Annotated in this window: 22 protein-coding genes; 9 read left to right on the forward strand and 13 right to left on the reverse strand. The window is 71.7% G+C overall.

The features are described from left to right. Positions 1–7: 7 nt before the first annotated feature. The 3 genes from GTY67_RS04810 to GTY67_RS04820 form a co-directional block, all read right to left on the reverse strand. A complete protein-coding gene (locus GTY67_RS04810; RefSeq protein WP_161277878.1) occupies positions 8–637 on the reverse strand; it encodes an MBL fold metallo-hydrolase in 630 nt (209 codons plus the stop codon). Beyond that, positions 637–1722: an S-(hydroxymethyl)mycothiol dehydrogenase gene (locus GTY67_RS04815; protein ID WP_161277879.1), complete on the reverse strand. Its 1086-nt coding sequence runs from the start codon at positions 1720–1722 to the stop codon at positions 637–639. Before GTY67_RS04815 ends, GTY67_RS04810 begins: the two co-directional genes overlap by 1 nt. Positions 1723–1792: 70 nt before the next feature. Then, a complete protein-coding gene (locus GTY67_RS04820) occupies positions 1793–2494 on the reverse strand; it encodes an FCD domain-containing protein (protein WP_161277880.1) in 702 nt (233 codons plus the stop codon). 130 nt (positions 2495–2624) lie between these two features. Between GTY67_RS04820 and GTY67_RS04825 the strand changes: the two genes are divergently transcribed. After that, positions 2625–3134: a gluconokinase gene (locus GTY67_RS04825; RefSeq protein WP_093685913.1), complete on the forward strand. Its 510-nt coding sequence runs from the start codon at positions 2625–2627 to the stop codon at positions 3132–3134. 11 nt (positions 3135–3145) lie between these two features. Then, positions 3146–4543, forward strand: coding sequence for a gluconate:H+ symporter (locus GTY67_RS04830; protein ID WP_161277881.1), 1398 nt, complete (start codon positions 3146–3148; stop codon positions 4541–4543). 89 nt (positions 4544–4632) lie between these two features. On the opposite strand, the gene GTY67_RS04835 is transcribed toward GTY67_RS04830, so the two are convergent. Both GTY67_RS04835 and GTY67_RS04840 read right to left on the reverse strand, forming a co-directional pair. Further along, a complete protein-coding gene (locus tag GTY67_RS04835; RefSeq protein ID WP_093685911.1) occupies positions 4633–6213 on the reverse strand; it encodes an APC family permease in 1581 nt (526 codons plus the stop codon). Between the two features lie 71 nt (positions 6214–6284). Continuing rightward, a complete protein-coding gene (locus tag GTY67_RS04840; protein WP_093685910.1) occupies positions 6285–7256 on the reverse strand; it encodes a hypothetical protein in 972 nt (323 codons plus the stop codon). A 204-nt stretch (positions 7257–7460) separates the two neighbouring features. Between GTY67_RS04840 and GTY67_RS04845 the strand changes: the two genes are divergently transcribed. Next, the gene (locus tag GTY67_RS04845; protein ID WP_093685909.1) at positions 7461–7904 is read left to right on the forward strand and encodes an ASCH domain-containing protein; all 444 of its coding nucleotides are present in this window, start codon (positions 7461–7463) and stop codon (positions 7902–7904) included. A gap of 122 nt (positions 7905–8026) precedes the next feature. Here GTY67_RS04845 and GTY67_RS04850 read toward each other — a convergent pair whose 3' ends face one another. Beyond that, complete coding sequence (locus tag GTY67_RS04850; RefSeq protein ID WP_161277882.1) at positions 8027–9679, reverse strand: FAD-binding dehydrogenase; 1653 nt, start codon at positions 9677–9679, stop codon at positions 8027–8029. A 120-nt stretch (positions 9680–9799) separates the two neighbouring features. On the opposite strand from GTY67_RS04850, the gene GTY67_RS04855 reads away from it, so the two are divergent. The 3 genes from GTY67_RS04855 to GTY67_RS04865 are packed head-to-tail and all read left to right on the forward strand — an operon-like array spanning position 9800 to position 11034. After that, positions 9800–10309, forward strand: a complete 510-nt coding sequence (locus GTY67_RS04855) for an NUDIX domain-containing protein (RefSeq protein WP_161277883.1) — start codon at positions 9800–9802, stop codon at positions 10307–10309. An 18-nt stretch (positions 10310–10327) separates the two neighbouring features. Beyond that, on the forward strand, positions 10328–10723 hold the full coding sequence (locus GTY67_RS04860; protein WP_093685906.1) for a DUF202 domain-containing protein: 396 nt from the start codon (positions 10328–10330) through the stop codon (positions 10721–10723). After that, on the forward strand, positions 10720–11034 hold the full coding sequence (locus GTY67_RS04865; protein WP_161277884.1) for a DUF202 domain-containing protein: 315 nt from the start codon (positions 10720–10722) through the stop codon (positions 11032–11034). The genes GTY67_RS04860 and GTY67_RS04865 overlap by 4 nt, the downstream gene beginning before the upstream one ends. A gap of 89 nt (positions 11035–11123) precedes the next feature. On the opposite strand, the gene GTY67_RS04870 is transcribed toward GTY67_RS04865, so the two are convergent. Together GTY67_RS04870 and GTY67_RS04875 are read right to left on the reverse strand one after the other, a co-directional pair. After that, a complete protein-coding gene (locus tag GTY67_RS04870) occupies positions 11124–12059 on the reverse strand; it encodes an NADP-dependent oxidoreductase (protein WP_161277885.1) in 936 nt (311 codons plus the stop codon). A gap of 36 nt (positions 12060–12095) precedes the next feature. After that, complete coding sequence (locus tag GTY67_RS04875) at positions 12096–12584, reverse strand: NAD(P)-binding domain-containing protein (RefSeq protein WP_161277886.1); 489 nt, start codon at positions 12582–12584, stop codon at positions 12096–12098. Positions 12585–12684: 100 nt separating this feature from the next. Between GTY67_RS04875 and GTY67_RS04880 the strand changes: the two genes are divergently transcribed. Then, entirely contained in the window at positions 12685–13041 is a 357-nt protein-coding gene (locus tag GTY67_RS04880; protein WP_161277887.1) for a helix-turn-helix domain-containing protein, read from the forward strand. A 23-nt stretch (positions 13042–13064) separates the two neighbouring features. Here GTY67_RS04880 and GTY67_RS04885 read toward each other — a convergent pair whose 3' ends face one another. Then, positions 13065–14369 carry a glucarate dehydratase family protein gene (locus GTY67_RS04885; RefSeq protein ID WP_161277888.1) on the reverse strand — a complete coding sequence of 435 codons (1305 nt, stop codon included), beginning with the start codon at positions 14367–14369 and terminating at the stop codon, positions 13065–13067. Positions 14370–14563: 194 nt separating this feature from the next. Here GTY67_RS04885 and GTY67_RS04890 point away from each other — a divergent pair, with 194 nt between their 5' ends. Together GTY67_RS04890 and GTY67_RS04895 are read left to right on the forward strand one after the other, a co-directional pair. Next, the gene (locus GTY67_RS04890) at positions 14564–15586 is read left to right on the forward strand and encodes a phosphotransferase family protein (RefSeq protein WP_161277889.1); all 1023 of its coding nucleotides are present in this window, start codon (positions 14564–14566) and stop codon (positions 15584–15586) included. 6 nt (positions 15587–15592) lie between these two features. Further along, entirely contained in the window at positions 15593–16807 is a 1215-nt protein-coding gene (locus GTY67_RS04895) for an acyl-CoA dehydrogenase family protein (RefSeq protein ID WP_093685900.1), read from the forward strand. Between the two features lie 54 nt (positions 16808–16861). Here GTY67_RS04895 and GTY67_RS04900 read toward each other — a convergent pair whose 3' ends face one another. The 4 genes from GTY67_RS04900 to GTY67_RS04915 all read right to left on the reverse strand — a co-directional run bounded on the left by GTY67_RS04900 (position 16862) and on the right by GTY67_RS04915 (position 21605). After that, the gene (locus tag GTY67_RS04900) at positions 16862–18199 is read right to left on the reverse strand and encodes a M28 family metallopeptidase (RefSeq protein ID WP_093685899.1); all 1338 of its coding nucleotides are present in this window, start codon (positions 18197–18199) and stop codon (positions 16862–16864) included. Positions 18200–18503: 304 nt separating this feature from the next. Next, entirely contained in the window at positions 18504–19097 is a 594-nt protein-coding gene (locus GTY67_RS04905; RefSeq protein WP_093685898.1) for a TetR/AcrR family transcriptional regulator, read from the reverse strand. Positions 19098–19146: 49 nt separating this feature from the next. Further along, positions 19147–20832, reverse strand: coding sequence for an AMP-binding protein (locus GTY67_RS04910; RefSeq protein ID WP_161277890.1), 1686 nt, complete (start codon positions 20830–20832; stop codon positions 19147–19149). Then, positions 20829–21605 carry an SDR family oxidoreductase gene (locus GTY67_RS04915; protein ID WP_161277891.1) on the reverse strand — a complete coding sequence of 259 codons (777 nt, stop codon included), beginning with the start codon at positions 21603–21605 and terminating at the stop codon, positions 20829–20831. Before GTY67_RS04915 ends, GTY67_RS04910 begins: the two co-directional genes overlap by 4 nt. Between the last annotated feature and the right edge of the window lie 213 nt (positions 21606–21818).

Consider the following 21818-nt stretch of genomic DNA (forward strand, 5'->3'; position numbering starts at 1 on the left):
GCGGTGCTCAGTGGCCGCGCTTGATCCAGTCGTCCAGCTGCGGTGCTTCCGCGCCGATGGTGGTGGGGTCGCCGTGGCCCGTGCGGACCGTGGTGTCGCCCGGGAGCGTGAGCAGCCGGTCCCTGATCGAGTCGATGATCGTCGGGAAGTCCGAGAACGACCGGCCGGTGGCGCCCGGGCCGCCCTGGAAGAGCGTGTCACCGGTGAAGACCGTGGCCAGCTCGGGGGCGTAGAGGCAGACGCCGCCGGGGGCGTGGCCCGGGGTGTGCAGGACCGTGAGGGTGGTGCCCGCGACGGTGAGTTCCTGTCCGTCGGTCAGGGTTCCGTCGGGGGCGCGGTCCGGGTGGGTCTGCTGCCAGAGCGGAAGGTCGTCCGGGTGGAGCAGGATCGGGGCGCCGGTGGCCTCGGCGAGGGCCGGGGCGGCGTCGATGTGGTCGTTGTGCGCGTGGGTGCAGACGATGGCGCGCAGCGTACGGCCGCCGAGTGCGGCCTCGATGGCGGCGGCGTCGTGGGCGGCGTCGATGACGATCGCCTCGGTGTCGTCGCCGATGATCCAGACGTTGTTGTCGACGTCCCACTCGCCGCCGTCGAGGGCGAAGGTGCCGGAGGTGACCAGGTGGTCGATGCGGGCGGCCATCAGAAGACCACCACCGAGCGGAGGACGTCGCCGTCGTGCATCCGGCCGAAGGCCTGCTCGATGTCGCCCAGGCCGATGGTCTCGGTGACGAAGGCGGCGAGATCGAGGCGGCCCTGCTGGTGGAGGTCGACGAGCATCGGGAAGTCGCGGGAGGGCAGGCAGTCGCCGTACCAGGAGGACTTGAGCGAGCCGCCGCGGCCGAACACGTCCAGGAGCGGCAGTTCGAGCTTCATGTCCGGGGTGGGGACGCCGACGAGGACGACCGTTCCGGCCAGGTCGCGGGCGTAGAAGGCCTGTTCGTACGTCTCCGGGCGGCCGACGGCCTCGATGACGACGTCGGCGCCGTTGCCGTCGGTGAGGGCGCGGATCGCCTCGACCGGGTCGTCGGAGCGGGAGTTGACGGTGTGGGTGGCACCCATCTTCTTCGCCGTCTCCAGCTTGCGGTCGTCGATGTCGACCGCGATGATCTTCGCCGCTCCCGCGAGGCGGGCCCCGGCGATCGCCGCGTCGCCGACGCCGCCGCAGCCGATGACGGCGACGGAGTCGCCGCGGCCGACCTGGCCGGTGTTGATGGCGGCGCCGATGCCCGCCATGACGCCGCAGCCGAGGAGACCGGCGACCTCGGGGGCCACCTCGGGGTCGACCTTGGTGCACTGGCCGGAGGCGACGAGGGTCTTCTCCGCGAAGGCGCCGATGCCGAGGGCGGGCGACAGCTCCGTGCCGTCCAGCAGCGTCATCTTCTGCTTCGCGTTGTGGGTGTCGAAGCAGTACCAGGGGCGGCCGCGCAGGCAGGCACGACACTGCCCGCACACCGCACGCCAGTTGAGGATGACGAAGTCACCGGGGGCGACGTCGGTGACGCCCTCGCCGACCGACTCCACGACGCCCGCCGCCTCGTGGCCGAGGAGGAAGGGGAACTCGTCGTTGATCCCGCCCTGCTTGTAGTGCAGGTCGGTGTGGCAGACGCCGCACGCCTGGATCTTGACGACGGCCTCCCCGGGACCGGGGTCCGGGATCACGATCGTCTCGACCCTGACCGGCTCGTTCTTTCCCGGTGCGATGACCCCTTGCACCTGCTGTGGCATAACCCTGGTCTCCCTGCTCCCGCGCTTCGCGAAGATCGAACGCCGACCACCGTACGCCTCGGGACACCCCCTAGGGAGCCAGCACGTCCAGTTCGTGCAGGGCGCCGACCGCGATCTCCTTGGTGATGCGCTCGGCCGCTTCCGGGTCGCCCTCGCGGACCGCCTCGGCCAGCCGTACGTGGAGGGTGACCGCGGCCGGGTCGGGGTCCTCGAACATCACCTGGTGGTGGGTGCGGCCGGCCAGGACCTCGGCGACGACGTCCCCGAGGCGGGCGAACATCTCGTTGCCGGAGGCGTTGAGGACGACCCGGTGGAAGGCGATGTCGTGTTCGAGGTAGCCCTCCAGCTGCTGGCCGCGCGAGGTGGCGACCATGCCGAGGGCGCGTTCGGTGAGCTCGGCGCACTGCTCGGCGGTGGCGTGGCGGGCGGCGAGGGAGGCGGCGACCGGTTCGATGGCCGAGCGCAGCACGGTGAGGGAGCGCAGCTGGCGGGGGCGGTCGGCGCCGGCCAGACGCCAGCGGATGACCTGGGGGTCGTACACGTTCCAGGTCTCGGTGGGGCGGACGGTCACCCCGACCCGGCGGCGGGACTCGACCAGGTGCATGGACTCCAGGACCCGGACGACTTCGCGGACGACCGTACGGGAGACGTCGAAGCGCTGGGCCAGCTCGTCGGTGCGCAGGACGCTGCCGGGCGGGCACTGGCCGGAGGAAATCTCCAGACCCAGGGTGTCCAGCACATGTGTATGCAGCCCCTGGCTCTGTGTGGTCATGGGTCAAGCCTACGGGGCGGCCCTCGGGAACAAAAAGTACGACGTATGCGTCACAGACTCTTGAATAAGTCGTACCTAATAGGTTTCAGTAGCGCGACGGACCGATGTCGAAGAAGACAGCGAGGCACCCATGAGCACCCCCCACGTCGTCGTGGTGATGGGCGTGGCAGGAACCGGCAAGACCACGATCGGTCCCCTGCTCGCCGCCGAACTCGGCGTTCCGTACGCCGAGGGCGACGACTTCCACCCCCCGGCGAACATCGAGAAGATGTCGGCCGGCACCCCCCTGGACGACGACGACCGGTGGCCCTGGCTGGATGCCATCGGTGAGTGGGCGCACGGGCGGGCGGGGCTCGGCGGGGTCGTCTCCAGCTCGGCCCTCAAGCGGTCCTACCGGGACCGGCTGCGGGCCGGGGCGCCCGACGCCCTCTTTCTGCATCTGACCGGCGACCGGGCACTGATCGAGGAGCGGATGGCGGACCGCAAGGGCCACTTCATGCCCACCGCGCTCCTCGACTCGCAGTTCGCGACGTTGCAGCCGCTCCAGGCCGACGAGGCCGGGGTGGACGTCGATGTGTCCGGCACCCCCGAGGAAATCACCCAGCGAGCCGTCGCCGCGCTGCGACGACTCGACAGCTAAGGATCATCACCGTGACCAGTCTCAGCGTCGAGATGCTGGCAGCGGACGCCGCCGAACCGATCACCTCGGCAGGCAACGCGCAGTTGGGCATCGCCGTACTGGCGGGCATCGCCGTCATCGTTCTCCTGATCACCAAGCTCAAGATGCACGCGTTCCTGGCGCTGACCGTCGGTTCGCTGGCGCTCGGCTCCTTCGCCGGAGCGGCCCCGGCCGACACGATCGCCAGCTTCACCGCGGGCCTCGGCTCCACCGTCGCGAGCGTCGGCGTCCTCATCGCGCTCGGCGCCATCCTGGGCAAGCTGCTCGCGGACTCGGGCGGAGCGGACCAGATCGTCGACACCATCCTGGCGAAGGCGAGCCGTGGAGCGATGCCGTGGGCGATGGTCCTCATCGCCTCGATCATCGGTCTGCCGCTCTTCTTCGAGGTCGGGATCGTGCTGATGATCCCGGTGGTGCTGCTCGTCGCCAAGCGCGGCAACTTCTCCCTGATGCGGATCGGCATCCCGGCGCTGGCCGGACTCTCCGTGATGCACGGGCTCATCCCGCCGCACCCCGGCCCGCTGGTCGCGATCGACGCCCTGGACGCCAACCTCGGGGTGACGCTGGCGCTCGGTGTGCTGGTCGCCATCCCGACGGTGATCATCGCCGGTCCGGTCTTCGCCCGTTACGCCGCGCGCTGGGTGGACATCGAACCGCCGGAGAAGATGATCCCGCAGCGCCCGTCCGAGGAGCTGGACCGCCGCCCGAGCTTCGCCGCCACCCTGGTGACGATCCTGCTGCCGGTCGTCCTCATGCTGCTCAAGGCGCTCGTCGAGATCGTGGTGGACGACCCGGAGAACAGCGTCCAGCGGGTGACGGACGTGGTCGGCTCGCCGCTGATCGCCCTGCTCGCCGCCGTACTGCTCGGCATGTTCACCCTCGGCCGGGCCGCCGGGTTCACCAGGGGCAAGCTCGCCGGGACCGTGGAGAAGTCGCTCGCCCCGATCGCCGGGATCCTGCTGATCGTCGGCGCGGGCGGCGGCTTCAAGCAGACGCTGATCGACGCCGGGGTCGGCCAGATGATCCTGGACTTCTCCGAGAACTGGTCGATCCCCGCCCTGCTGCTCGGCTGGCTGATCGCCGTCGCGATCCGCCTCGCCACCGGCTCGGCCACGGTCGCCACGATCTCCGCCGCCGGGCTGGTCGCCCCGCTCGCGGCCGACATGCCGACCGCCCACGCGGCCCTGCTGGTCCTGGCGGTCGGCGCCGGTTCGCTCTTCTTCAGCCATGTGAACGACGCCGGGTTCTGGCTGGTGAAGGAGTACTTCGGGATGGACGTCGGCCAGACCGTGAAGACCTGGTCGGTGATGGAGACGATCATCTCGGTGGTCGCGATGGCCTTCATCCTGCTGCTGTCGCTGTTGCTGTAGCGGCCCCGCGCAGAGGGAAAGCGCCCGCCCTGGTGGATTCCACCGGGGCGGGCGCTTTTCGTGCGTACGGAGCAAGGGGTACGGGGTGTTCAGCGGCGGGTGGCCTCGCTCTCGGCCGCCTTCTCCAGCTGGAACGCCTCGTTGCCGAGGCCGATGCGGGCGTGCACCTCGGGCTTGACCTTGCGCAGGACCACTCCGTAGACCAGGCCGCCGACGAGCGCGAGGACGATCACGCCGGGCAGCAGCCAGTTGAGGACCGAGCCGGAGCCGGAGCCCACGAGGACGTCGAAGTCGCGGACGGTGAAGAGGGCGATCGACAGGAGCGCGATCCCGGCGAGGCCGGAGGCGACCAGGCGCGGGGCCTGGGCTCGGCCCGCGCCGCGCTTGACGAAGAAGGCGATGACGGCGAAGGAGGCGGCGGCCATCAGCAGGATGACGCCCAGCGCGCCGACGTTGCCCATCCAGGTGAACAGGCGCAGGACGGGGACGGTGGGGTCGCCGATGTGGTTGTCGTCGGTGAAGGCGAAGGCGAGCACGATGACGACGGAGATGACGGACTGGAGCAGCGAACCCGTGCCGGGGGCGCCGCTGGCCCGGTTCGTGCGGCCGAAGCGGGCGGGCAGCAGACCCTCGCGGCCCATGGCGAAGGCATAGCGGGCGACGACGTTGTGGAAGCTGAGGAGCGCCGCGAACATGCCGGTGACGAAGAGGATGTGCAGGACGTCGGTGAAAGTGGCGCCGAGCCGCTCCTCGGTGAGGCCGAACAGCATGCCGGGCCCCTCCTTGAGGGAGGTGTCGGCGATGAAGCCGGGGCCGGCGGCGACGGTCAGGGCCCAGGAGCTGATGGCGAGGAACAGCGCCGCGTACCCCACCGCGAGGAACATCACCCGGGAGACCACGATCTGCGGGCGGCTGGTCTCCTCGGCGTAGACGGGCGCCTGCTCGAAGCCGACGAACGCGGCGATGCAGAAGCAGAGCGCGGTGGAGAGCCCGGCGCCGGTGAGCGTCTCGGGGTTGAACGCCTGGAACGAGAGCCCCTCGGGGCCCGGCTTGGAGACGGCGGCGATGTCGAAGATCACGACGAGGAGGCACTCGATGACCAGCAGAACGCCGAGCACCTTGGCGTTGAGGTCGATCTTCAGCCAGCCGAGGACGCCGACCACGACGACCGAGATCAGCGCGGGGATCCACCACTGGACGTCGATGCCGAGGTACGTGGAGAAGATGACGGAGACCTCGAAGCCGAGGATCCCGTAGATGCCGACCTGCATCGCGCTGTACGCCACCAGCGCCACGAGCGAGGCGCCGGCACCGGCCGTGGGGCCGAGGCCCCGGGCGATGTACGCGTAGAAGGCGCCGGCGTTGTGGACGTGCCGGCTCATCTCCGCGTAGCCGACGCTGAACAGCATCAGGACGGCGCCGAGGATGACGTAGAGCAGGGGCTGGCCGACGATGCCCATCACGCCGAAGACCGTGGGCATCACCCCGGCGACCACCATCAGCGGGGCGCTGGCGGCGAGTACGGAGAGCAGCAGTCCGGGGGTGCCGAGGCGGTTCGCCCGCAGGGCGCGTTCCTCACCCTTGTAGGTGTTGATCCCGCCGGTATCGCCCGTCAGCCGGGTGGTACCGGTCTGCCGGGTCTTGCCTGGAAATGAACTGCCCGTCGACATGGCGGGGGTGGTCCCTTCTTCGGTCTTCGCTATCTCGGTGTTCCGTCTTCGCTTCTCGGGTGAGGCCCTGGTCAGGGGGTGCCGAGTGCGTGGTCGCGGGCTGCGGTGAACGCGGCGTACGGGTCACGGCCCGCGTACGACCAGGGGGCGGCCGTGGCGTGCGGGCCGATGCGGTGGAAGAGGGCGGCGGCCTCGGCGGTCCGGCCCTCGCAGACCTTGGCGTGGGCCAGGAAGTTGAGGTCGACGCGGTGGCGGGGGTGGTCCTCGCGCTCCCACTCCAGCCACCAGTCGAAGGCGGCCTTCATCACCTGCCGGGCCCGCCGCCCCGACCAGTGCCCGGAGGCCACCGGATCGTCCGGCTCGCTGCCCGCCGCCACGAGTACGCGGTAGCGCTCGGCGTGGGCGACGACCGGGAGCACCGCCAGCGGTGAGTCGGCCGGGGCCTGTTCGGCGGCCCAGGCGGCGAAGTCGTACACCTCGTGGAGCGGGTCCTGGCCGCTGTCGGGGTGGCTCTCGGCCAGGAGCGCGGTCATCACGTGGTGGGCGTGGTGGTGCTCGGGGTGGCGGGAGCGGACCTCCTCGAAGAGCCTGCCGGTCTCGTCCCCGCCGTCGTCGCGGCCCCGGTCCAGCAGGAGCAGGGCGAGCCACGGGGTGGGGTCGTCGGGGGTGAGCCGGGCGGCGGCGAGGCAGGCCTGCCGGGCGCGGCTGACATCTCCGGGCCTGGCCTTGGGGCGCAGGGCCCGTACGACACAGGCGCAGCCGAGGAGGGTGGTGGCGTCCGCGCTCTCGGGTTCGGCGAGCAGCCAGTCGCCGGCCCAGTCCGCGGCGGAGGGGATCTCGGCGAGGGCCAGGAGGCGGTGTCCCCGGCGGTCCCAGTCGTTCCCGGTGGCCACCAGCAGGGCCCGGGCGTCGCCCCACCGCCCCTGGGTGAACTGGCTACGCGCGTCGACCAGTTCGCGGTCGTCCAGGGCCGGGTCGAAGGCGTGGTCCGAGCGGCCGCCCCGGCGGCGGGAGCGGCCCAGGGGCGGCGGAGGCGGGGACATGCCGCAGACTTCTTTCGACGCGGTGTGCGAGCAGATGATCGCGCACAGCAAAGCGGTAGGGAATGCTCCGAGTCAAGAGGTGGTCTCTACCAACTCATCTCGCTTTCCGGATAGTTGGCTGGAAATCGTCGTGTGTGATCAGACGTTTGCGCAGCGTGCGGGTGGGGTGGGCGGGTGCGGAGTGACGCCTGACACACTGGAGGTATGGAACCCCGTGAACCCCTGCCCCCCTTCCTCCTGGCCTTCCCCGGCCCGCTGCGCGACCGGCTGGTGGCGGCGGTTCTCTCCGGCGAAAAGGTCTCCACCTCCGGGCTGTTGGCCGAGTACGAGCTGGAGCAGGAGGAGCTTCCGCCGGTGGGCGAACGGTCCGCGCTGATCGACTCGCAGGGGCGGGAGGTGGCGGTGGTGGAGCTGACCGAGGTACGGGTGCTGCCGCTGGGCGAGGTCGATCTGCGGCACGCACTGGACGAGGGCGAGGGCTACCGGTCGGTGGCCGAATGGCGTGCGGGGCACGAGGCGTTCTGGCACGGGGAGGAGATGCGGGAGGCGATGGGGGATCCGGGGTTCACGGTGGACGACGGGACGATGATCGTGGCCGAGCGGTTCCGGGTGGTGGAGCGGTTGGACGGCGGGGCCTCCTCGGGGTGAGGGGCCCCTCGGGTGCGCGGCGGGCCTTCGGCCGGGTGAAGCTCCGGGGCGCTGCCCCGGCCCCCGCTCCTCGATCGCCGGAGGGGCTTGATCTGCCGGACCGGACCGCAATCTGCGGGGGCCTATAGGGCCCTGGCCGCCGCCCGGCCCGCTGCTCGGCCCGAGAAGATGCAGCCGCCCAGGAACGTGCCCTCCAGCGAGCGGTAGCCGTGGACCCCGCCGCCGCCGAAGCCGGCCGCCTCGCCCGCCGCGTACAGGCCGGGGAGCGGAGTGCCGTCCGCGGTGAGGACCCGGGAGGAGAGGTCCGTCTCCAGGCCGCCCAGGGACTTGCGGGTCAGGATGTTGAGGCGTACGGCGATGAGCGGGCCCGCCGCCGGGTCCAGGATGCGGTGCGGTTTCGCCGTACGGATCAGGCGGTCGCCCAGGTAGGCGCGGGCGCCGTGGATCGCGGTGACCTGGAGGTCCTTGGTGAAGGGGTTGGCGATCTCGCGGTCGCGGGCGGTGATCTCGCGGCGCAGCTCCTCCACGTCGATCAGCCCGTCGCCGCTCACCGCGTTCATGCCCCGGACCAGCGCGTCGAGGTCCTTCTCCACGACGAAGTCCGCGCCGTGGTCCATGAACGCCTTGACCGGTGCGGGGACGTCCGCGCGGGCCCGGCCGATCACGTCGCGGACCGACTTGCCGGTCAGGTCCGGGTTCTGCTCCGAGCCGGAGAGGGCGAACTCCTTGCCGATGATGCGCTGGTTGAGCACGAACCAGGTGTAGCCGTGGCCCGACTTCATGATGTGTTCGAGGGTGCCGAGCGTGTCGAAGCCGGGGAAGAGCGGGACGGGCAGCCGCTTGCCGCGGGCGTCCAGCCAGAGGGAGGAGGGGCCGGGCAGGATGCGGATGGCGTGCTTGGACCAGATCGGGTTCCAGTTCTCGATGCCCTCGGTGTAGTGCCACATCCGGTCGCGGTTGATGTGGTGCGCGCCCGCCTCCTCGGCGATGCCCAGCATCAGCCCGTCGACATGGGCGGGGACACCGGAGAGCAGCTTCTCGGGCGGGGTGCCGAGCCGCTTCGGCCACTGGGAGCGGACCAGGTCGTGGTTGCCGCCGATGCCTCCGGAGGTGACGATCACCGCCTGGGCCTTGAGCTCGAAGGCGCCGGTCGCCTCCCGGCCGGAGGCGGTGCCGCGCTCGGCCCCGCTCGGCTCCAGGATCTCGCCGGTGACCGTGTCCAGCGCCCCGGCCGTGCGGGCGAGACCCGTGACACGGTGGCGGAACCGCAGCTGGACGAGCCCCTTGGCGACGCCCGCGCGGACCCGCCGCTCGAAGGGGGCGACGACGCCGGGCCCGGTGCCCCAGGTGATGTGGAAGCGGGGTACGGAGTTGCCGTGGCCGGTCGCGTCGTAGCCGCCGCGCTCCGCCCAGCCGACTACGGGGAAGATCCGCAGCCCCTGCTGGTGCAGCCAGGAGCGCTTCTCCCCGGCCGCGAAGTCGACGTACGCCTCGGCCCACTTCTTGGGCCAGTGGTCCTCCTCGCGGTCGAACCCGGCGGTGCCGTACCAGTCCTGGAGGGCCAGCTCCCGGCTGTCCTTGATCCTCAGCCGCCGCTGCTCTGGCGAGTCGACGAGGAAGAGGCCGCCGAAGGACCAGTGGGCCTGCCCGCCGATGGACTGCTCGGGCTCCTGGTCGAGGACGATCACGGAGCGGCCGGCGTCGACCAGCTCGGCGGTGGCCACGAGTCCGGCGAGCCCTGCCCCGATCACGATCACATCAGCGTCGTACGCCATGGGTTCCATCCTGTCGGGAAGGGGCGGGGCGGGGCACCGGGATGACAAGTTACCCGTGCGTCAGATCTTGGGTACCGGCCGCTGCCACGTCAACCACCCGGGTGCTGTTGGATGAAACGCATGACGCCTTCTGACGAGATCCTGGACATCGTCGACGAGAACGACGAGGTCATCGGCCAGGCCCCGCGCGGCGAGGCGACCGCCCGGGGCCTGCGCCACCGCTGCGTCTTCATCGAGGCCCGCGACGCCGAGGGGCGGGTCTTCGTCCACCGCCGTACGCCCACGAAGCTGGTCTTCCCCTCGCACTACGACATGTTCGTCGGCGGGGTGGTGGGCGCGGGCGAGTCCTACGACGAGGCGGCGCTGCGCGAGGCCGAGGAGGAGCTGGGCGTCTCGGGCCTGCCGGCGCCCGAGCCGCTGTTCCGCTTCCTCTACACGAGCGCCGAGCACACCTGGTGGTCCGCCGTCTACCAGGTGCGGTGCGAACTGCCGGTGGCCCCGCAGGCGGAGGAGGTCGCCTGGCACACCTTCCTGGACGACGCGGAGCTGGAGGAGCGTCTGGGTGAGTGGCCGTGGGTGCCGGACGGGGTGGAGGCGTACCGGCGGCTCAAGGAGTTCCGGGCCCTCTGACCTCGTAAGGTGCCGGGTGTGAACAAGATCGCGCAGAGCGTACGGCTGTGGTTCGCGCCGCAGCGGATCCGGGACGAGGGGGCCACCCCCGACTACCGGTTCTCGCTGGCCAACGAGCGCACGTTCCTCGCCTGGATCCGGACGGCGCTGGCCCTGATCGGCGGGGGCTTCGCCGTGGACCAGTTCCTGCCGGAGCTGGTCTGGGGCGTGCGGGCCGGGCTCGCCCTCGGGCTGCTCGCCGCGGGGGTGCTGTGTGCGCTGCGGGCGGTCAACCACTGGGTGCGGTGCGAGCGGGCGATGCGGCGCGGGGAGGACCTGCCGGTCTCCCGGTTCCCGACGGTGCTGGGGATCGTGGTGGCGGTCGTGGCCGTGGCGATGGTGGTGGTGGTCCTCTTCGGCTGGGAGGGGCGGTGACGGCGGTGGCCGAACGGGACCCGGGGCTCCAGCCCGAGCGGACGCGGCTCGCCTGGCGGCGTACGACGCTGTCCGCCACGGTGGTGGCGCTGCTCGCCGGACGGCAGGCGCTGCACAGCGGTGCGACCCCGGCCGGGCTGGTCGCCCTGGCGCTGACCGTGGCGGCCTGGCTGGGGTTCCTGGCGGTGGCCCACCGCCGGGTGCAGCGCATGGCCGTGGCACGGCCGGAGCCACTCGCACCGCGCCGGGCGCTGACGGCGGCGCTGTGCACGGTGGCGTTCGCGGTGTTCGCGGTGGCGATGCTGTTCTGAGCGTGCCCCCAGGGATGCCGCTCTGAGTGCACCCCGGGGATGCTGTTCCGAGTGCACCCCGGGGTCGGTCTGCATGCGCCCCGAAGAGGTCAGCTGTCCCAGTCCACCCTGACCACGATCTTGCCCCGGGTGCGTCCCTCCTGGTTGAGGCGGTACGCCTCGGCCGCCTGCTCCAGCGGGAAGACCCGGTCCACATGGACGGTGACGATGCCCTGTTCGGCCAGCTCCGCGAGCTGGACCAGGTCGGCGGCGTCGGGCCGGACGAAGGCGTAGCGGCCGCCGTAGGAGAAGACCTCGTTGTCGGCGATCGAGGCGAGCCGGCCGCCCTCCGCCAGCGTCTCGGCCGAGACCCGCAGCGCCTCGCCGCCCACCGTGTCGAAGGCGGCGTCGAAACCCTCGGGGACCAGCTCCCGCAGCCGGTCGGCGAGGCCGTCCCCGTACTCCACCGGTTCGGCGCCCAGGCTCCGTACATGGTCGTGGTTGCGGGCGCTCGCGGTGCCGACGACCCGGCAGCCGCTGTGGCGGGCGAGCTGTACGGCGAGGGAGCCGACCCCGCCCGCCGCCGCGTGGACCAGGACGGTGTCGCCGTCGCGGATCTTCAGGGTGCGGTGCAGCACCTGGTACGCGGTGAGCCCGGCCAGCGGCAGGCCCGCGGCCTCCTCGAAGCTGAGGCTGAGCGGCTTGCGGGCGAGGGTGCGTACGGGGGCGGCGACGTACTCGGCGAACGTACCCCGGGAGAGGAAGTCCTCCCGGACGTAGCCGATCACCTCGTCCCCGACCGCGAACTCGTCGACGGCGACGCCCGGTTGCACGACGACCCCGGAGACGTCCCAGCCGGGGATCACCGGGAAGACGGCTTCGAGGCCGCCCTGGAGGTAGCCCTCACGCGCCTTCCAGTCGACCGGGTTGACGGCGGCGGCCCGCACCTTCACCAGGACCGAGTCGGGGCCGACCTTGGGGTCGGGCCGCTCGCCGTACTCCAGGACATCGGCCGAGCCGTACGTGTTGTAGCTGATCGCCTTCATTCCTCGACCTTCGGCGCAGGCCGGGGTCGTCGCAACTCAGGGCCGAACGGCGGTGAGGGGCGGCAGGAGGGTGCGGGGGTCGTGGCCGGCGTGCCAGAGGCCGATGAGGAAGGCGGTGGCGGTCTCCAGGTAGGCGGCCCAGAGATGGGCCGGGAGGTGGTTGAACGCCTTGACGACCCGGGCGCCGGTGGCGTCGGCGATCGTACGGGCGGCTCCGGGGCCGTGTCCGGTGGTGAGCGTGCAGCCGGGGCCGATGGCGTTGGTGCAGTCGATGAGGACGCGGTCGCGCAGGGAGCCCAGCGGAGGGAGCACCTCCGCGACCGCGTCGTACGGCAGGGCGAGCAGGGTGGCGTCCCCGAAGGCGGCGGCCTCGGCGGGGGTGCCCGCGCTGGAGCCCGTACGTCCGGCGAGGGCCTGGGCCCGGTCCGGGGAGCGGCCGCCGAAGAGCACGTCGTGCCCGGCCCGCGCCCAGGATGTGCCGAGCGCGTCCGCCATGGAGCCCGTGCCGATGATGCCGATCCTCATGTCCCTCTCCCCGCTTGCGCGTCGGGTGTGATGTCCTCCGTACGGAAACGCCAGAGGGGCGCCCGGTTACCGATCGGTGCCCGGCGGGAGGGGGAGACGTGTGGACCGGGTGCTCGCGGACTGCCGGGCCAGGCTCGGCTTCGACCTGCTCTCCCACACCTGGAACGCCGTGGTGATCTGCGCCCTGGCCGACGGTGAGCTGCGGCCCCGGGACCTCCGGGTGGCGATCGGTTCCATCAGCTCCAAGGTGCTGACCGAGACCCTGCGCCGGCTGGAGGGGTACGCGCTGGTGGAGCGGCGGGCCGTCGCCGGTTCCCCGCCGGGTGTCGCGTACGCGCTCACCGCCCTGGGGCGGACCCTGCTGGAGCCGATCGAGGCGCTGGGCCGCTGGTCGGCGGAGTACGGGGACGCGTTCGCCGCCGCGCAGAGGTGGGACGAGGAGGACACGTCGGCGTAGGGCCTCCCCCCGCGCGAGCCCCCTCACCAGCGCGGGATCACCGGCGTCTCCCACTCCGGGTCGCCCCTGCGCATCGCCGCCGCGTCGTCGCGCTCGCGGTAGGTGCCGTCGTCCGCCAGCCAGCGGCGGTGCAGGGCCGCCAGCCGGTCGCGGTCCAGTTCCACGCCGAGGCCGGGGGTGTCGGAGACGGTGAGGCGGCCGTCGGTGAAGGTGTGGCGTTCGGTGATGACGTCCTCGGTCTGCCACGGGTAGTGGCTGTCGCAGGCGTACGCGAGGTCCGGCACGGTGGCGGCCACGTGGGTCATCGCGGCGAGGCTGATGCCGAGGTGGGTGTTGGAGTGCATGGAGAGGCCGACGCCGAACGTGCGGCAGAGCGCGGCGAGTTCGCGGGTGCGGTGGAGGCCGCCCCAGTAGTGGTGGTCGCTGAGGACGATCTGCACGGCGTCGGTGGCGAAGGCCTCGGGGACCTCGGCGAGGGTGGTGACGCACATGTTGGTGGCCAGCGGGACGTCGGTGGCGGCGGAGACGGCGGCCATGGACTCCGTGCCGCCGGTGGGGTCCTCCAGGTATTCCAGGGCGCCCTTGAGCTGCTCGGCGACGTACAGCGAGGTGCGGACGGACCAGGCGCCGTTGGGGTCCAGGCGGAGCGGGCGGCCGGGGAACGCCTCGGCCAGGGCGCGGATCGCGGCGATCTCCTCGTCGGGGGCGAAGACGCCGCCCTTGAGCTTGAAGGAGGCGAAGCCGTACGTGTCGGCGAAGCGCCGGGCCTGGGCGACGATGCCCGCCGGGTCGAGGGCCGCGCCCCAGTCGTCCCGCTCACCGTCCTGCGGGTGGTGGGCCCAGCGGTAGAAGAGGTACGCGCTGTACTCGACGGTCTCGCGGACCTTCCCGCCGAGCAGCGCGTGCACGGGCAGGCCGAGCGCCTTGCCGAGGGCGTCCAGGCAGGCGACCTCGAAGGCGGAGACGACGGAGAGGCGGATCTTGTCGGCGCTCTGGACGCCGCGCAGCCCGCCTGCGTCCACGCGGAGGTCCGCCTCCCGGCCCCCGGCGGGCCGTGAGTCGCCGCACACCTCCTCGGCCAGGGCGAACAGGCCGTTCAGATCGGTGACCGCGTGGCCGGGGAGCGCCCGGGCGAGCGCGTCGGCGGGGGCCAGGTACTTCCCGTCGCCGTACGTCTCCCCGACCCCGGTCACCCCGCCCCGCGTGACCACTTCCACGATGAGCCGGGGGGTGTACGGCTGGTGGACGCCCTGCGTGTTCAGCAGGGGCGGGTCGGCCACGAGGACCGGGGTGAGCCGGATGTCTTCGATCACCAGGTCGGTATGCATACGTGAACTGTATTCAGGGATGAGATCCGCGACCAGAGTCCGGAGCCACTTCCGGCGCCCGATTGCGGGAGTTCACTGGGCGACATACCGACTGGTCGGCATCATGGTCGACGTCCGTGGTCACCGAGCATGCGACCGCCTCGCCCGACCGCCACGTTCCATCGCCTCGTTCCATCGCCCCGGAGGTACGCCCCATGAGCCCCGTCCCCCCACCAGGTCTCGACCCGGAGCTGCTGCGCGGCCATCTCGACCGCGAACGGCCGGGGCTGGTGAGCGGACCCCTCGAAGCGCGGCTGATCGAGGGCGGCCGCTCGAACCTCACGTACACGGTCACCGACGGGACCGGCCGCTGGGTGGTCCGCAGGCCCCCGCTGGGCCATGTGCTGGCCACCGCGCACGACATGAAGCGCGAGCACCGGGTGATCAGCGCCCTGCACCCCACCGCCGTCCCGGTACCGGAGCCGGTGCTGCTCTGCGAGGACGACGCGGTGCTGGGGGCGCCCTTCTACGTCATGGAGCACGTCGAGGGCACCCCGTACCGCACCGCCGAACAGCTCGCCCCGCTGGGTCCCGAGCGCACCCGGGCCGCCGTCCTCGCGCTCGTCGACACCCTGGTCGACCTGCACGCGGTGGACCCGGCGGCCGTGGGGCTCGGGGACTTCGGGCGGCCCGACGGGTTCCTGGACCGGCAGCTGCGGCGCTGGGGCAAGCAGCTGGACGCCTCCCGCAACCGCGAGCTGGCCGGCATCGACGAGCTGCACGCCTCGCTCGGCCGTGAGCTGCCCGCATCGCCCGCGCCCACCGTCGTACACGGCGACTACCGCCTGGACAACGTGCTGCTCGGCCCGGACGACCGCATCAACGCGGTGCTGGACTGGGAGATGTCCACCCTGGGCGACCCGCTGACCGACCTCGGGCTCCTCGTGATGTACAGCTCCGACCTCGATCTGCCGCACTCCCCCGTCTCCACCACCAGCGGCGCCGCCGGGCACCCCTCCCCCGCCGAGCTGATCGCGCGGTACGCCGCCGGGTCGGGCCGGGACACCTCGGCCATCGCCTGGTACACCGCGTTCGCCTGGTTCAAGCTCGCCGTGATCCTGGAGGGCATCCACTACCGCTACACCCTCGGCCAGACCGTCGGCGCCGGTTTCGATCAGATCGGCGATCTGGTCCCGGTCTTCATCGAGCACGGCCTCACCACTCTCCAGGAAGGCTGAACACCCATGGACTTCGCATTCGACGCCCGTACCGAGGAGCTGCGGAACAAGCTGCTCGCCTTCATGGACGAGTACGTCTACCCGGCGGAGAAGACCGACCACGAGCAGCGGGCACTGCTCGCCTCGCCGTGGGACACCCCGGCCGTCGTGGACGAGCTGAAGGCGGAGGCGCGGCGGCAGGGGCTGTGGAACCTCTTCCTGCCCGACGCGGAGTACGGGGCCGGGCTGACGAACCTCCAGTACGCACCGCTCGCGGAGATCACCGGCCGCTCCCCGCACCTCGCGCCGACCGCGCTGAACTGCGCGGCCCCGGACACCGGGAACATGGAGGTCCTCTTCCAGTTCGGCACGGACGAGCAGAAGAAGCAGTGGCTGGAACCCCTGCTGGCCGGGGAGATCCGCTCCGCGTTCGCGATGACGGAGCCGGAGGTGGCCTCGTCGGACGCGACGAACATCGAGACCCGGATCGTGCGGGACGGCGAGGACTATGTCATCAACGGCCGCAAGTGGTACATCTCCGGGGCGATGAACCCGGACTGCGCGGTCTTCATCGTGATGGGCAAGACCGACCCGGACGGCGACGACCTCCGCCGCCAGCAGTCGATGATCCTGGTCCCGCGCGACACCCCGGGGCTGGAGGTGCGGCGCGCGATGCAGGTGTACGGGTACGAGGACCACTCCCACGGCGGCCACGCCGAGGTGGTCTTCCACGACGTACGGGTGCCCGCGGCGAACCTGATCGGTGAGGAGGGCGGCGGCTTCGCCATCGCCCAGGCGCGGCTGGGTCCGGGCCGCATCCACCACTGCATGCGGCTGATCGGGATGGCGGAGCGGGCCATCGAGCTGATGTGCCGCCGGGCGGTGGAACGTACGGCGTTCGGCAAGCCGCTCGCCCAGCAGGGCGTCGTGCAGAACTGGATCGCGGACGCCCGGGTGACGGTGGAGCAGCTGCGGCTGCTGGTGCTGAAGACGGCCTGGCTGATGGACACGGTGGGCAACAAGGGGGCGCACACCGAGATCCAGGCCATCAAGATCGCCACCCCGCGCGCGGTGGTGGACATCCTGGACTCCGCCGTGCAGCTGCACGGGGCGGGCGGGGTGAGCCAGGACTTCCCGCTGGCGGAGCTGTGGGCGTCGGCGCGGACGCTGCGGCTGGCGGACGGGCCTGACGAGGTGCACCAGCGGTCGCTGGCCCGGCGGGAGATCAAGCGGTATCTGTGAGACCGGGTGTGGCCCCCTCCCGGGGGAGGGGGCCACACCGCGATCGCCGGAGGATCAGAAGGTGAGCTTCCAGCTGTCGATGTAGCCGGTGTCGGACCGGTAGACGTCCTGCACCCGGAGCTTCCAGTCGCCGTTGGCGGGCTTGGCGGAGGCGTTGACGGTGTACGTGGCGATGACGTTGTCGGCGGAGTCGCCGCTGCTGGAGTTCTTCAGCCGGTAGGCGGTGCCGTCCGGTGCCAGCAGGTCGACGACGAGGTCACCGCGGTAGGTGTGCTTGATGTCCACGCCCACCTGGAGGGCGGCGGGGGCGTTGCCGGTCCGGCCGGAGACCGTGATCGTGGAGGTCACGGCCGCCCCGGCGTCCGGGACGTTGACCCGGGTGGAGTTGGTGTAGACGTTGCCGGTGGGCGGCTCGCCCGTGGAGCCCGCGGAGAGGGTCCAGATCGCGTGGGCGGCGGCGTCGCTGTTGCGGTCCAGGGCGGTGTCGTTGATGTTCGCCGTGGTGTCGCACGAGGTGTGGTAGCAGCGGTCGAAGGCCTGGCCCTGCGTCCCGCCCCACTTCTGCACCTGGGCGGCGGTCTTGGTGCGGCTGGCGCCGGTGAAGAGACCGCCGACGGGGACGCCCGCCGACTTGAACGGGGCGTGGTCGGAGCGGCCGTCGCCCTCGGTCTCGATCTCGGTGGGCACGCCGAGGCCCGCGAAGTAGTCCTTGAAGGTCTTCTCGATGACCGGGTCGTCGTCGTAGACGAAGTAGCCCGCGTTCGGCGAGCCGATCATGTCGAAGTTGAGGTAGCCGGAGATCTTCGAACGCTCGGCGGCCGGCAGGTTGTTGACGTAGAACTTGGAGCCGATCAGCCCCAGCTCCTCCGCACCCCACCAGGCGAACCGCAGGTGCTTGTCGGGCTGGTAGCCGGTGCGGGAGACGGCGAGGGCGGTCTCCAGGACGGCGGCCGAGCCGGAGGCGTTGTCGTTGATCCCGGCGCCGGAGGTGACGGAGTCCAGGTGGGCTCCGGCGAAGATGACCTTGTTCGGGTCGCCGCCGGGCCAGTCGGCTATCAGGTTGTAGCCGGTGGCGCCGCTGGAGGTGAACTGCTGGAGCGTCGTGGTGTATCCGGCCGCGTCGAGTCTGGCCTTCACGTAGTCGACGGACGCCTTGTAGCCGGGGCGGCCGTGGGCGCGGTTGCCGCCGTTGTTCGCGGCGATCGTCGAGAACTGGGTGAGGTGGCCCTTGACGTTGGCCAGGGGTATGTCGGGCGCTGCGACGGCGGCGGTCGCCGTGGTCGCCGCCGGGGCGGCCTGCGCGGTGGGCGCGGCGGTCCCGAGGAGGGCTGCGAGGGCGACGGCCGCGACGGCCGCCGGGGATCTGCGCAGGGTGAGGCGGTTCGGTCTCATGGTGGGGCTCCGGATTCCGTTCGGGGACTGACGGAACGTGCGGGGGGCACCCGGCCGCGTGGAACGTACGGCCGGGTCCTGGAGCTGGTGGTGCGCAGCGCGGGGCCGGTGGCCGGTGCGATGCGTGACCGATGGTCAATGAGGTGACAGTGTTCCGTCAAGAGCGGAAAGCGGACATGTCAGTTCCATTAACGAACACATATCGGCGTTTGGACGTGTTCAACCGGCTCTGAACAGGGCGGTGTTGAACAGAGCGGCGCCCGCCAGGCCGGTGCTGAACCGGGCGGTGCTGAAGAGCGCGGTGTTACGGGCGCAGGGCCCGCAGCAGCAGATCCGCGAGGTGGTCGGCGACCTGCTGGCGGCTGAGCGGTCCGTCCGGCCGGTACCAGGTGGAGAGGTGGTGGACCGAGCCGAAGTGGTAGTCGACCACCAGGTCGGCGGGGGTGGCCGTGGAGAACACCCCGCTGCGCTGGCCCTCCTCGATCAGCGCCCGGAACCGCTCGTGGTAGCGGCGCCGCTCCACCCGTACCTGCTTGTTCTTCTCCGGGCTCAGGTGGTGCATGGAGCGGAAGAAGATCGCCGCGTCGTCGAGGTTGTCGATGGTCGTGACGACCACGTCGGCCGCCGCGTCCCGCAGCCGCTGCTCCACGGGGGCCTCGGCGTCCGCGAAGGCGTCCAGCCGCTCCTGCTGGAGCCGCAGCACCCGGGCGTAGACCTCCTGGAGCAGGTCCTCCTTGGAGCCGAAGTAGTGGTAGAGCGCCCCCTTGGTGACGCCCGCCGCCTCGACGATCTCCTGGACCGAGGTGCGGTCGTACCCGCGCTCGGCGAAGAGCCGGGTGGCGGCGGCCAGCAGCCTCTGGGGGACGGGAGTGCCGTTCTGCTCCGTCGCCTTGACCATGAGCCGCCACCTGCCTTTCATACCGTGCGTTCGCTGTTTCGACGAGGTTCTAACGGGAGGAACGCAGTTCCCGCCTGAGGATCTTCCCACTCGCCGTCTTCGGCAGCTCGGTCAGGATCTCCACCTCGCGCGGATACTTGTAGGCGGCGAGCCTTTCCTTGCAGTACGTCCCCAGCTCACCCGGTTCGACGGATGTGCCCGGACGCAGACTGACATAGGCCCGTACGGTCTCCCCCCGGTACGCGTCGGGCACGCCCACGACGGCCGCCTCGCGCACCGCCGGGTGGGTGTACAGGACGTCCTCCACCTCGCGGGGCCAGACCTTGAAGCCGGAGGCGTTGATCATGTCCTTCTTGCGGTCGACGACGTAGAGCCAGCCCGCCGCGTCCATGAACCCGATGTCCCCGGTGCGCAGCTCGCCGTCCGGGAAGGCGGCCTCGGTGGCCTCGGGGAGGTTCCAGTAGCCGGAGACCACCTGGGGGCCGCGCACCGCGATCTCGCCCTGCTCCCCGAAGGGCACCTCCTGCCCCGTCTCGTCGAGGATCCGTACGACGGTGTCGGGGCCGGGCACGCCGACGGAGAGGGTGCCGGAGACCGGGTCCACCGGGGCCTCGCGCTCGGGCGGGACCGAGGCGCAGGGGGCGGTGCACTCGGTGAGTCCGTAGCCGTTGCGGATGTACGGGCCGAAGCCGGCGCGGAACTTCTCCACCAGCGCGGGCGGCAGCGGGGCGCCGCCGGAGGAGATCACCTGGAAGGAGGCGAAGTGGTCCGGGGTGACGTCCGGGTGGGCGGCCAGGGCCATGAAGGCGGTGGAGGGGCCGACCGTGTACGCGGGGCGGTGGGCGGCGAAGGCGTCGAGGACGACGCCCGCCTCGAAGCGGTAGGCCAGGACCAGGGTGCCCGCGTTGGCGATACAGGCGGCGAGCTGGCAGACCATGCCGGTGATGTGGAAGAGCGGGGCGAGCGCGAAGTAGGCGGAGCCCTCGGCGACGGGATGGCCGACGCGCTGCCGTTCGGCGTTGACCATGATGTTGGCGTGGGAGTTCATGGCGCCCTTGGGGGTGCCGCTGGTCCCGGAGGTGTAACTGATCAGCGCCACGTCCTCGGCGGTGAGCTCCCGGTCTTCCGGGGGTGCGTGGCCGGCCCGGGCGACGGTGAGCAGGTCGTCGGCGAGGTCGTCGGGGCCGGGGGCGGGGAGCCGCTCGAAACCCAGGACCCGGGGGTCGTCCACGCTCTGGAGGTCCAGCTCGCAGGCGGTCAGCGCGACGGTGAGGTCCGGGGCGGCCTCGGCGGTCTCCCGCAGATACGCCGCCCAGGCCCGGTCCGAGCAGATGAGCGCGGTGACCCCGGCGTCCTTCAGCACGTGCCCGACCTCGCCGGACTTGTACATCGGATTGAGCGGTACGACGGTGGCCCCGGCCTTCCACGCGCCGAGGAGCGCGAGGACGAAGTGCGGGCTGTTCTGGAGCATGATCGCGACCCGGTCGCCGCGCCGCAGGCCCCGGGCGGCGAGGTGTCCGGCGACCGAGTCGGAGAGCGCGTCGGTCTCGCGGTAGGTGAGGCGCCCGTCGAAGTAGGCGAGGGCGGGGTGGCCGTCGGGGGCCCGGCCGACCGCGTCCCGGAAGGCGTGCAGCACGGTCGGGGCCGGGGTGACGGGGGCCCGCTGGGCGTCGCTGAGGAGGGCGAGCCAGGGCTTGGCGGCGTAGACGGAGCCGGCGGAACGCGCGTCGCTCATGCGCCGCTCACCTCCTCCCACTTCTGCTGGAGCCGGTTCATGTTGCCCATCCACCGGTCGGGATCGGCGGCGCGCGCCTGGTAGTACCCGGCGACCTCGGGGTGCGGCAGGACCAGGAAGCGGTCGGCCGCCATCGCGTCGAACAGCGCGTCGGCGACCGCGTCCGGCTCGATGGCCCCGGGGGCGAGCACCAGTTCGCCGGCCGAACCGGCGGCCGTGAGCATGTCCGTCCGTACGCCCTGCGGGCAGATGGCGTGCACCTTGATGCCGCGGTGGCGGTAGGTGAGCGAGAGCCACTCGGCGAAGGCGACCGCCCCGTGCTTGGTGACGCTGTAGGGGGCCGCGCCGACCATCGTCAGCAGTCCGGCGGCGGACGCGGTGGTGACGAACCGCCCGCTGCCGCGCTCCAGCCACTGCGGCAGCAGGGCCCTGGCCGCGCGGACGTGGGCCATCACGTTGACGTCCCAGGCGGCGGCCCAGACCTCCTCGTCGGCGAACGCGTCACCGGGCGAGGCGAGTCCGGCGTTGGCGCAGTAGATGTCGACCGTGCCGTCCAGCGCGTCACGGGCGGCCTCCACGATGCCGGAGGCGTCCCCGGCGACGGCGGTCCCGCCGATCTCCTTCGCCAGCGGTTCGATGCGCGCGAGGTCGAGGTCGTTGACGACGACCCGCGCGCCCTGCTCGGCGAACCTGCGGGCCAGAGCGGCGCCGATGCCGCCTCCGGCCCCTGTGACCACTACGCCGGCGCCTCGCACCGTATCCGCCGTGCTCATCGTCGTACCGCCTTCCGTCCACCCGCGTCCGGTCCCTCCGCACCGGCAGACTAACCGGTCGGTATGTGATCGGGGAAGGGCCGGGAAGGACCCCGGGGCAGGTCGGCGCGGGGAGCGGTCCGGCTCGGGGAAACGGCCCGGTGGCAGGTCGGCGGGGACAGCGGTTCGGCTCCGGGAAACGGCCCGGTGGCAGGTCGGCGGAGAGAGGGTCCC

This window comes from Streptomyces sp. SID8374, assembly GCF_009865135.1.
Taxonomy (GTDB): Bacteria; Actinomycetota; Actinomycetes; order Streptomycetales; family Streptomycetaceae; genus Streptomyces.

Excerpts from the sequence above, each read along its gene's own strand:
- GTY67_RS04810 (WP_161277878.1), bottom strand. The coding sequence starts at position 637 with ATGGCCGCCCGCATCGACCACCTGGTCACCTCCGGCACCTTCGCCCTC.
- GTY67_RS04815 (WP_161277879.1), bottom strand. The coding sequence starts at position 1,722 with ATGCCACAGCAGGTGCAAGGGGTCATCGCACCGGGAAAGAACGAGCCG.
- GTY67_RS04820 (WP_161277880.1), bottom strand. The coding sequence starts at position 2,494 with ATGACCACACAGAGCCAGGGGCTGCATACACATGTGCTGGACACCCTG.
- GTY67_RS04825 (WP_093685913.1), top strand. The coding sequence starts at position 2,625 with ATGAGCACCCCCCACGTCGTCGTGGTGATGGGCGTGGCAGGAACCGGC.
- GTY67_RS04835 (WP_093685911.1), bottom strand. The coding sequence starts at position 6,213 with ATGTCGACGGGCAGTTCATTTCCAGGCAAGACCCGGCAGACCGGTACC.
- GTY67_RS04840 (WP_093685910.1), bottom strand. The coding sequence starts at position 7,256 with ATGTCCCCGCCTCCGCCGCCCCTGGGCCGCTCCCGCCGCCGGGGCGGC.
- GTY67_RS04845 (WP_093685909.1), top strand. The coding sequence starts at position 7,461 with ATGGAACCCCGTGAACCCCTGCCCCCCTTCCTCCTGGCCTTCCCCGGC.
- GTY67_RS04850 (WP_161277882.1), bottom strand. The coding sequence starts at position 9,679 with ATGGCGTACGACGCTGATGTGATCGTGATCGGGGCAGGGCTCGCCGGA.
- GTY67_RS04855 (WP_161277883.1), top strand. The coding sequence starts at position 9,800 with ATGACGCCTTCTGACGAGATCCTGGACATCGTCGACGAGAACGACGAG.
- GTY67_RS04870 (WP_161277885.1), bottom strand. The coding sequence starts at position 12,059 with ATGAAGGCGATCAGCTACAACACGTACGGCTCGGCCGATGTCCTGGAG.
- GTY67_RS04875 (WP_161277886.1), bottom strand. The coding sequence starts at position 12,584 with ATGAGGATCGGCATCATCGGCACGGGCTCCATGGCGGACGCGCTCGGC.
- GTY67_RS04885 (WP_161277888.1), bottom strand. The coding sequence starts at position 14,369 with ATGCATACCGACCTGGTGATCGAAGACATCCGGCTCACCCCGGTCCTC.
- GTY67_RS04890 (WP_161277889.1), top strand. The coding sequence starts at position 14,564 with ATGAGCCCCGTCCCCCCACCAGGTCTCGACCCGGAGCTGCTGCGCGGC.
- GTY67_RS04895 (WP_093685900.1), top strand. The coding sequence starts at position 15,593 with ATGGACTTCGCATTCGACGCCCGTACCGAGGAGCTGCGGAACAAGCTG.
- GTY67_RS04900 (WP_093685899.1), bottom strand. The coding sequence starts at position 18,199 with ATGAGACCGAACCGCCTCACCCTGCGCAGATCCCCGGCGGCCGTCGCG.
- GTY67_RS04905 (WP_093685898.1), bottom strand. The coding sequence starts at position 19,097 with ATGGTCAAGGCGACGGAGCAGAACGGCACTCCCGTCCCCCAGAGGCTG.
- GTY67_RS04910 (WP_161277890.1), bottom strand. The coding sequence starts at position 20,832 with ATGAGCGACGCGCGTTCCGCCGGCTCCGTCTACGCCGCCAAGCCCTGG.
- GTY67_RS04915 (WP_161277891.1), bottom strand. The coding sequence starts at position 21,605 with ATGAGCACGGCGGATACGGTGCGAGGCGCCGGCGTAGTGGTCACAGGG.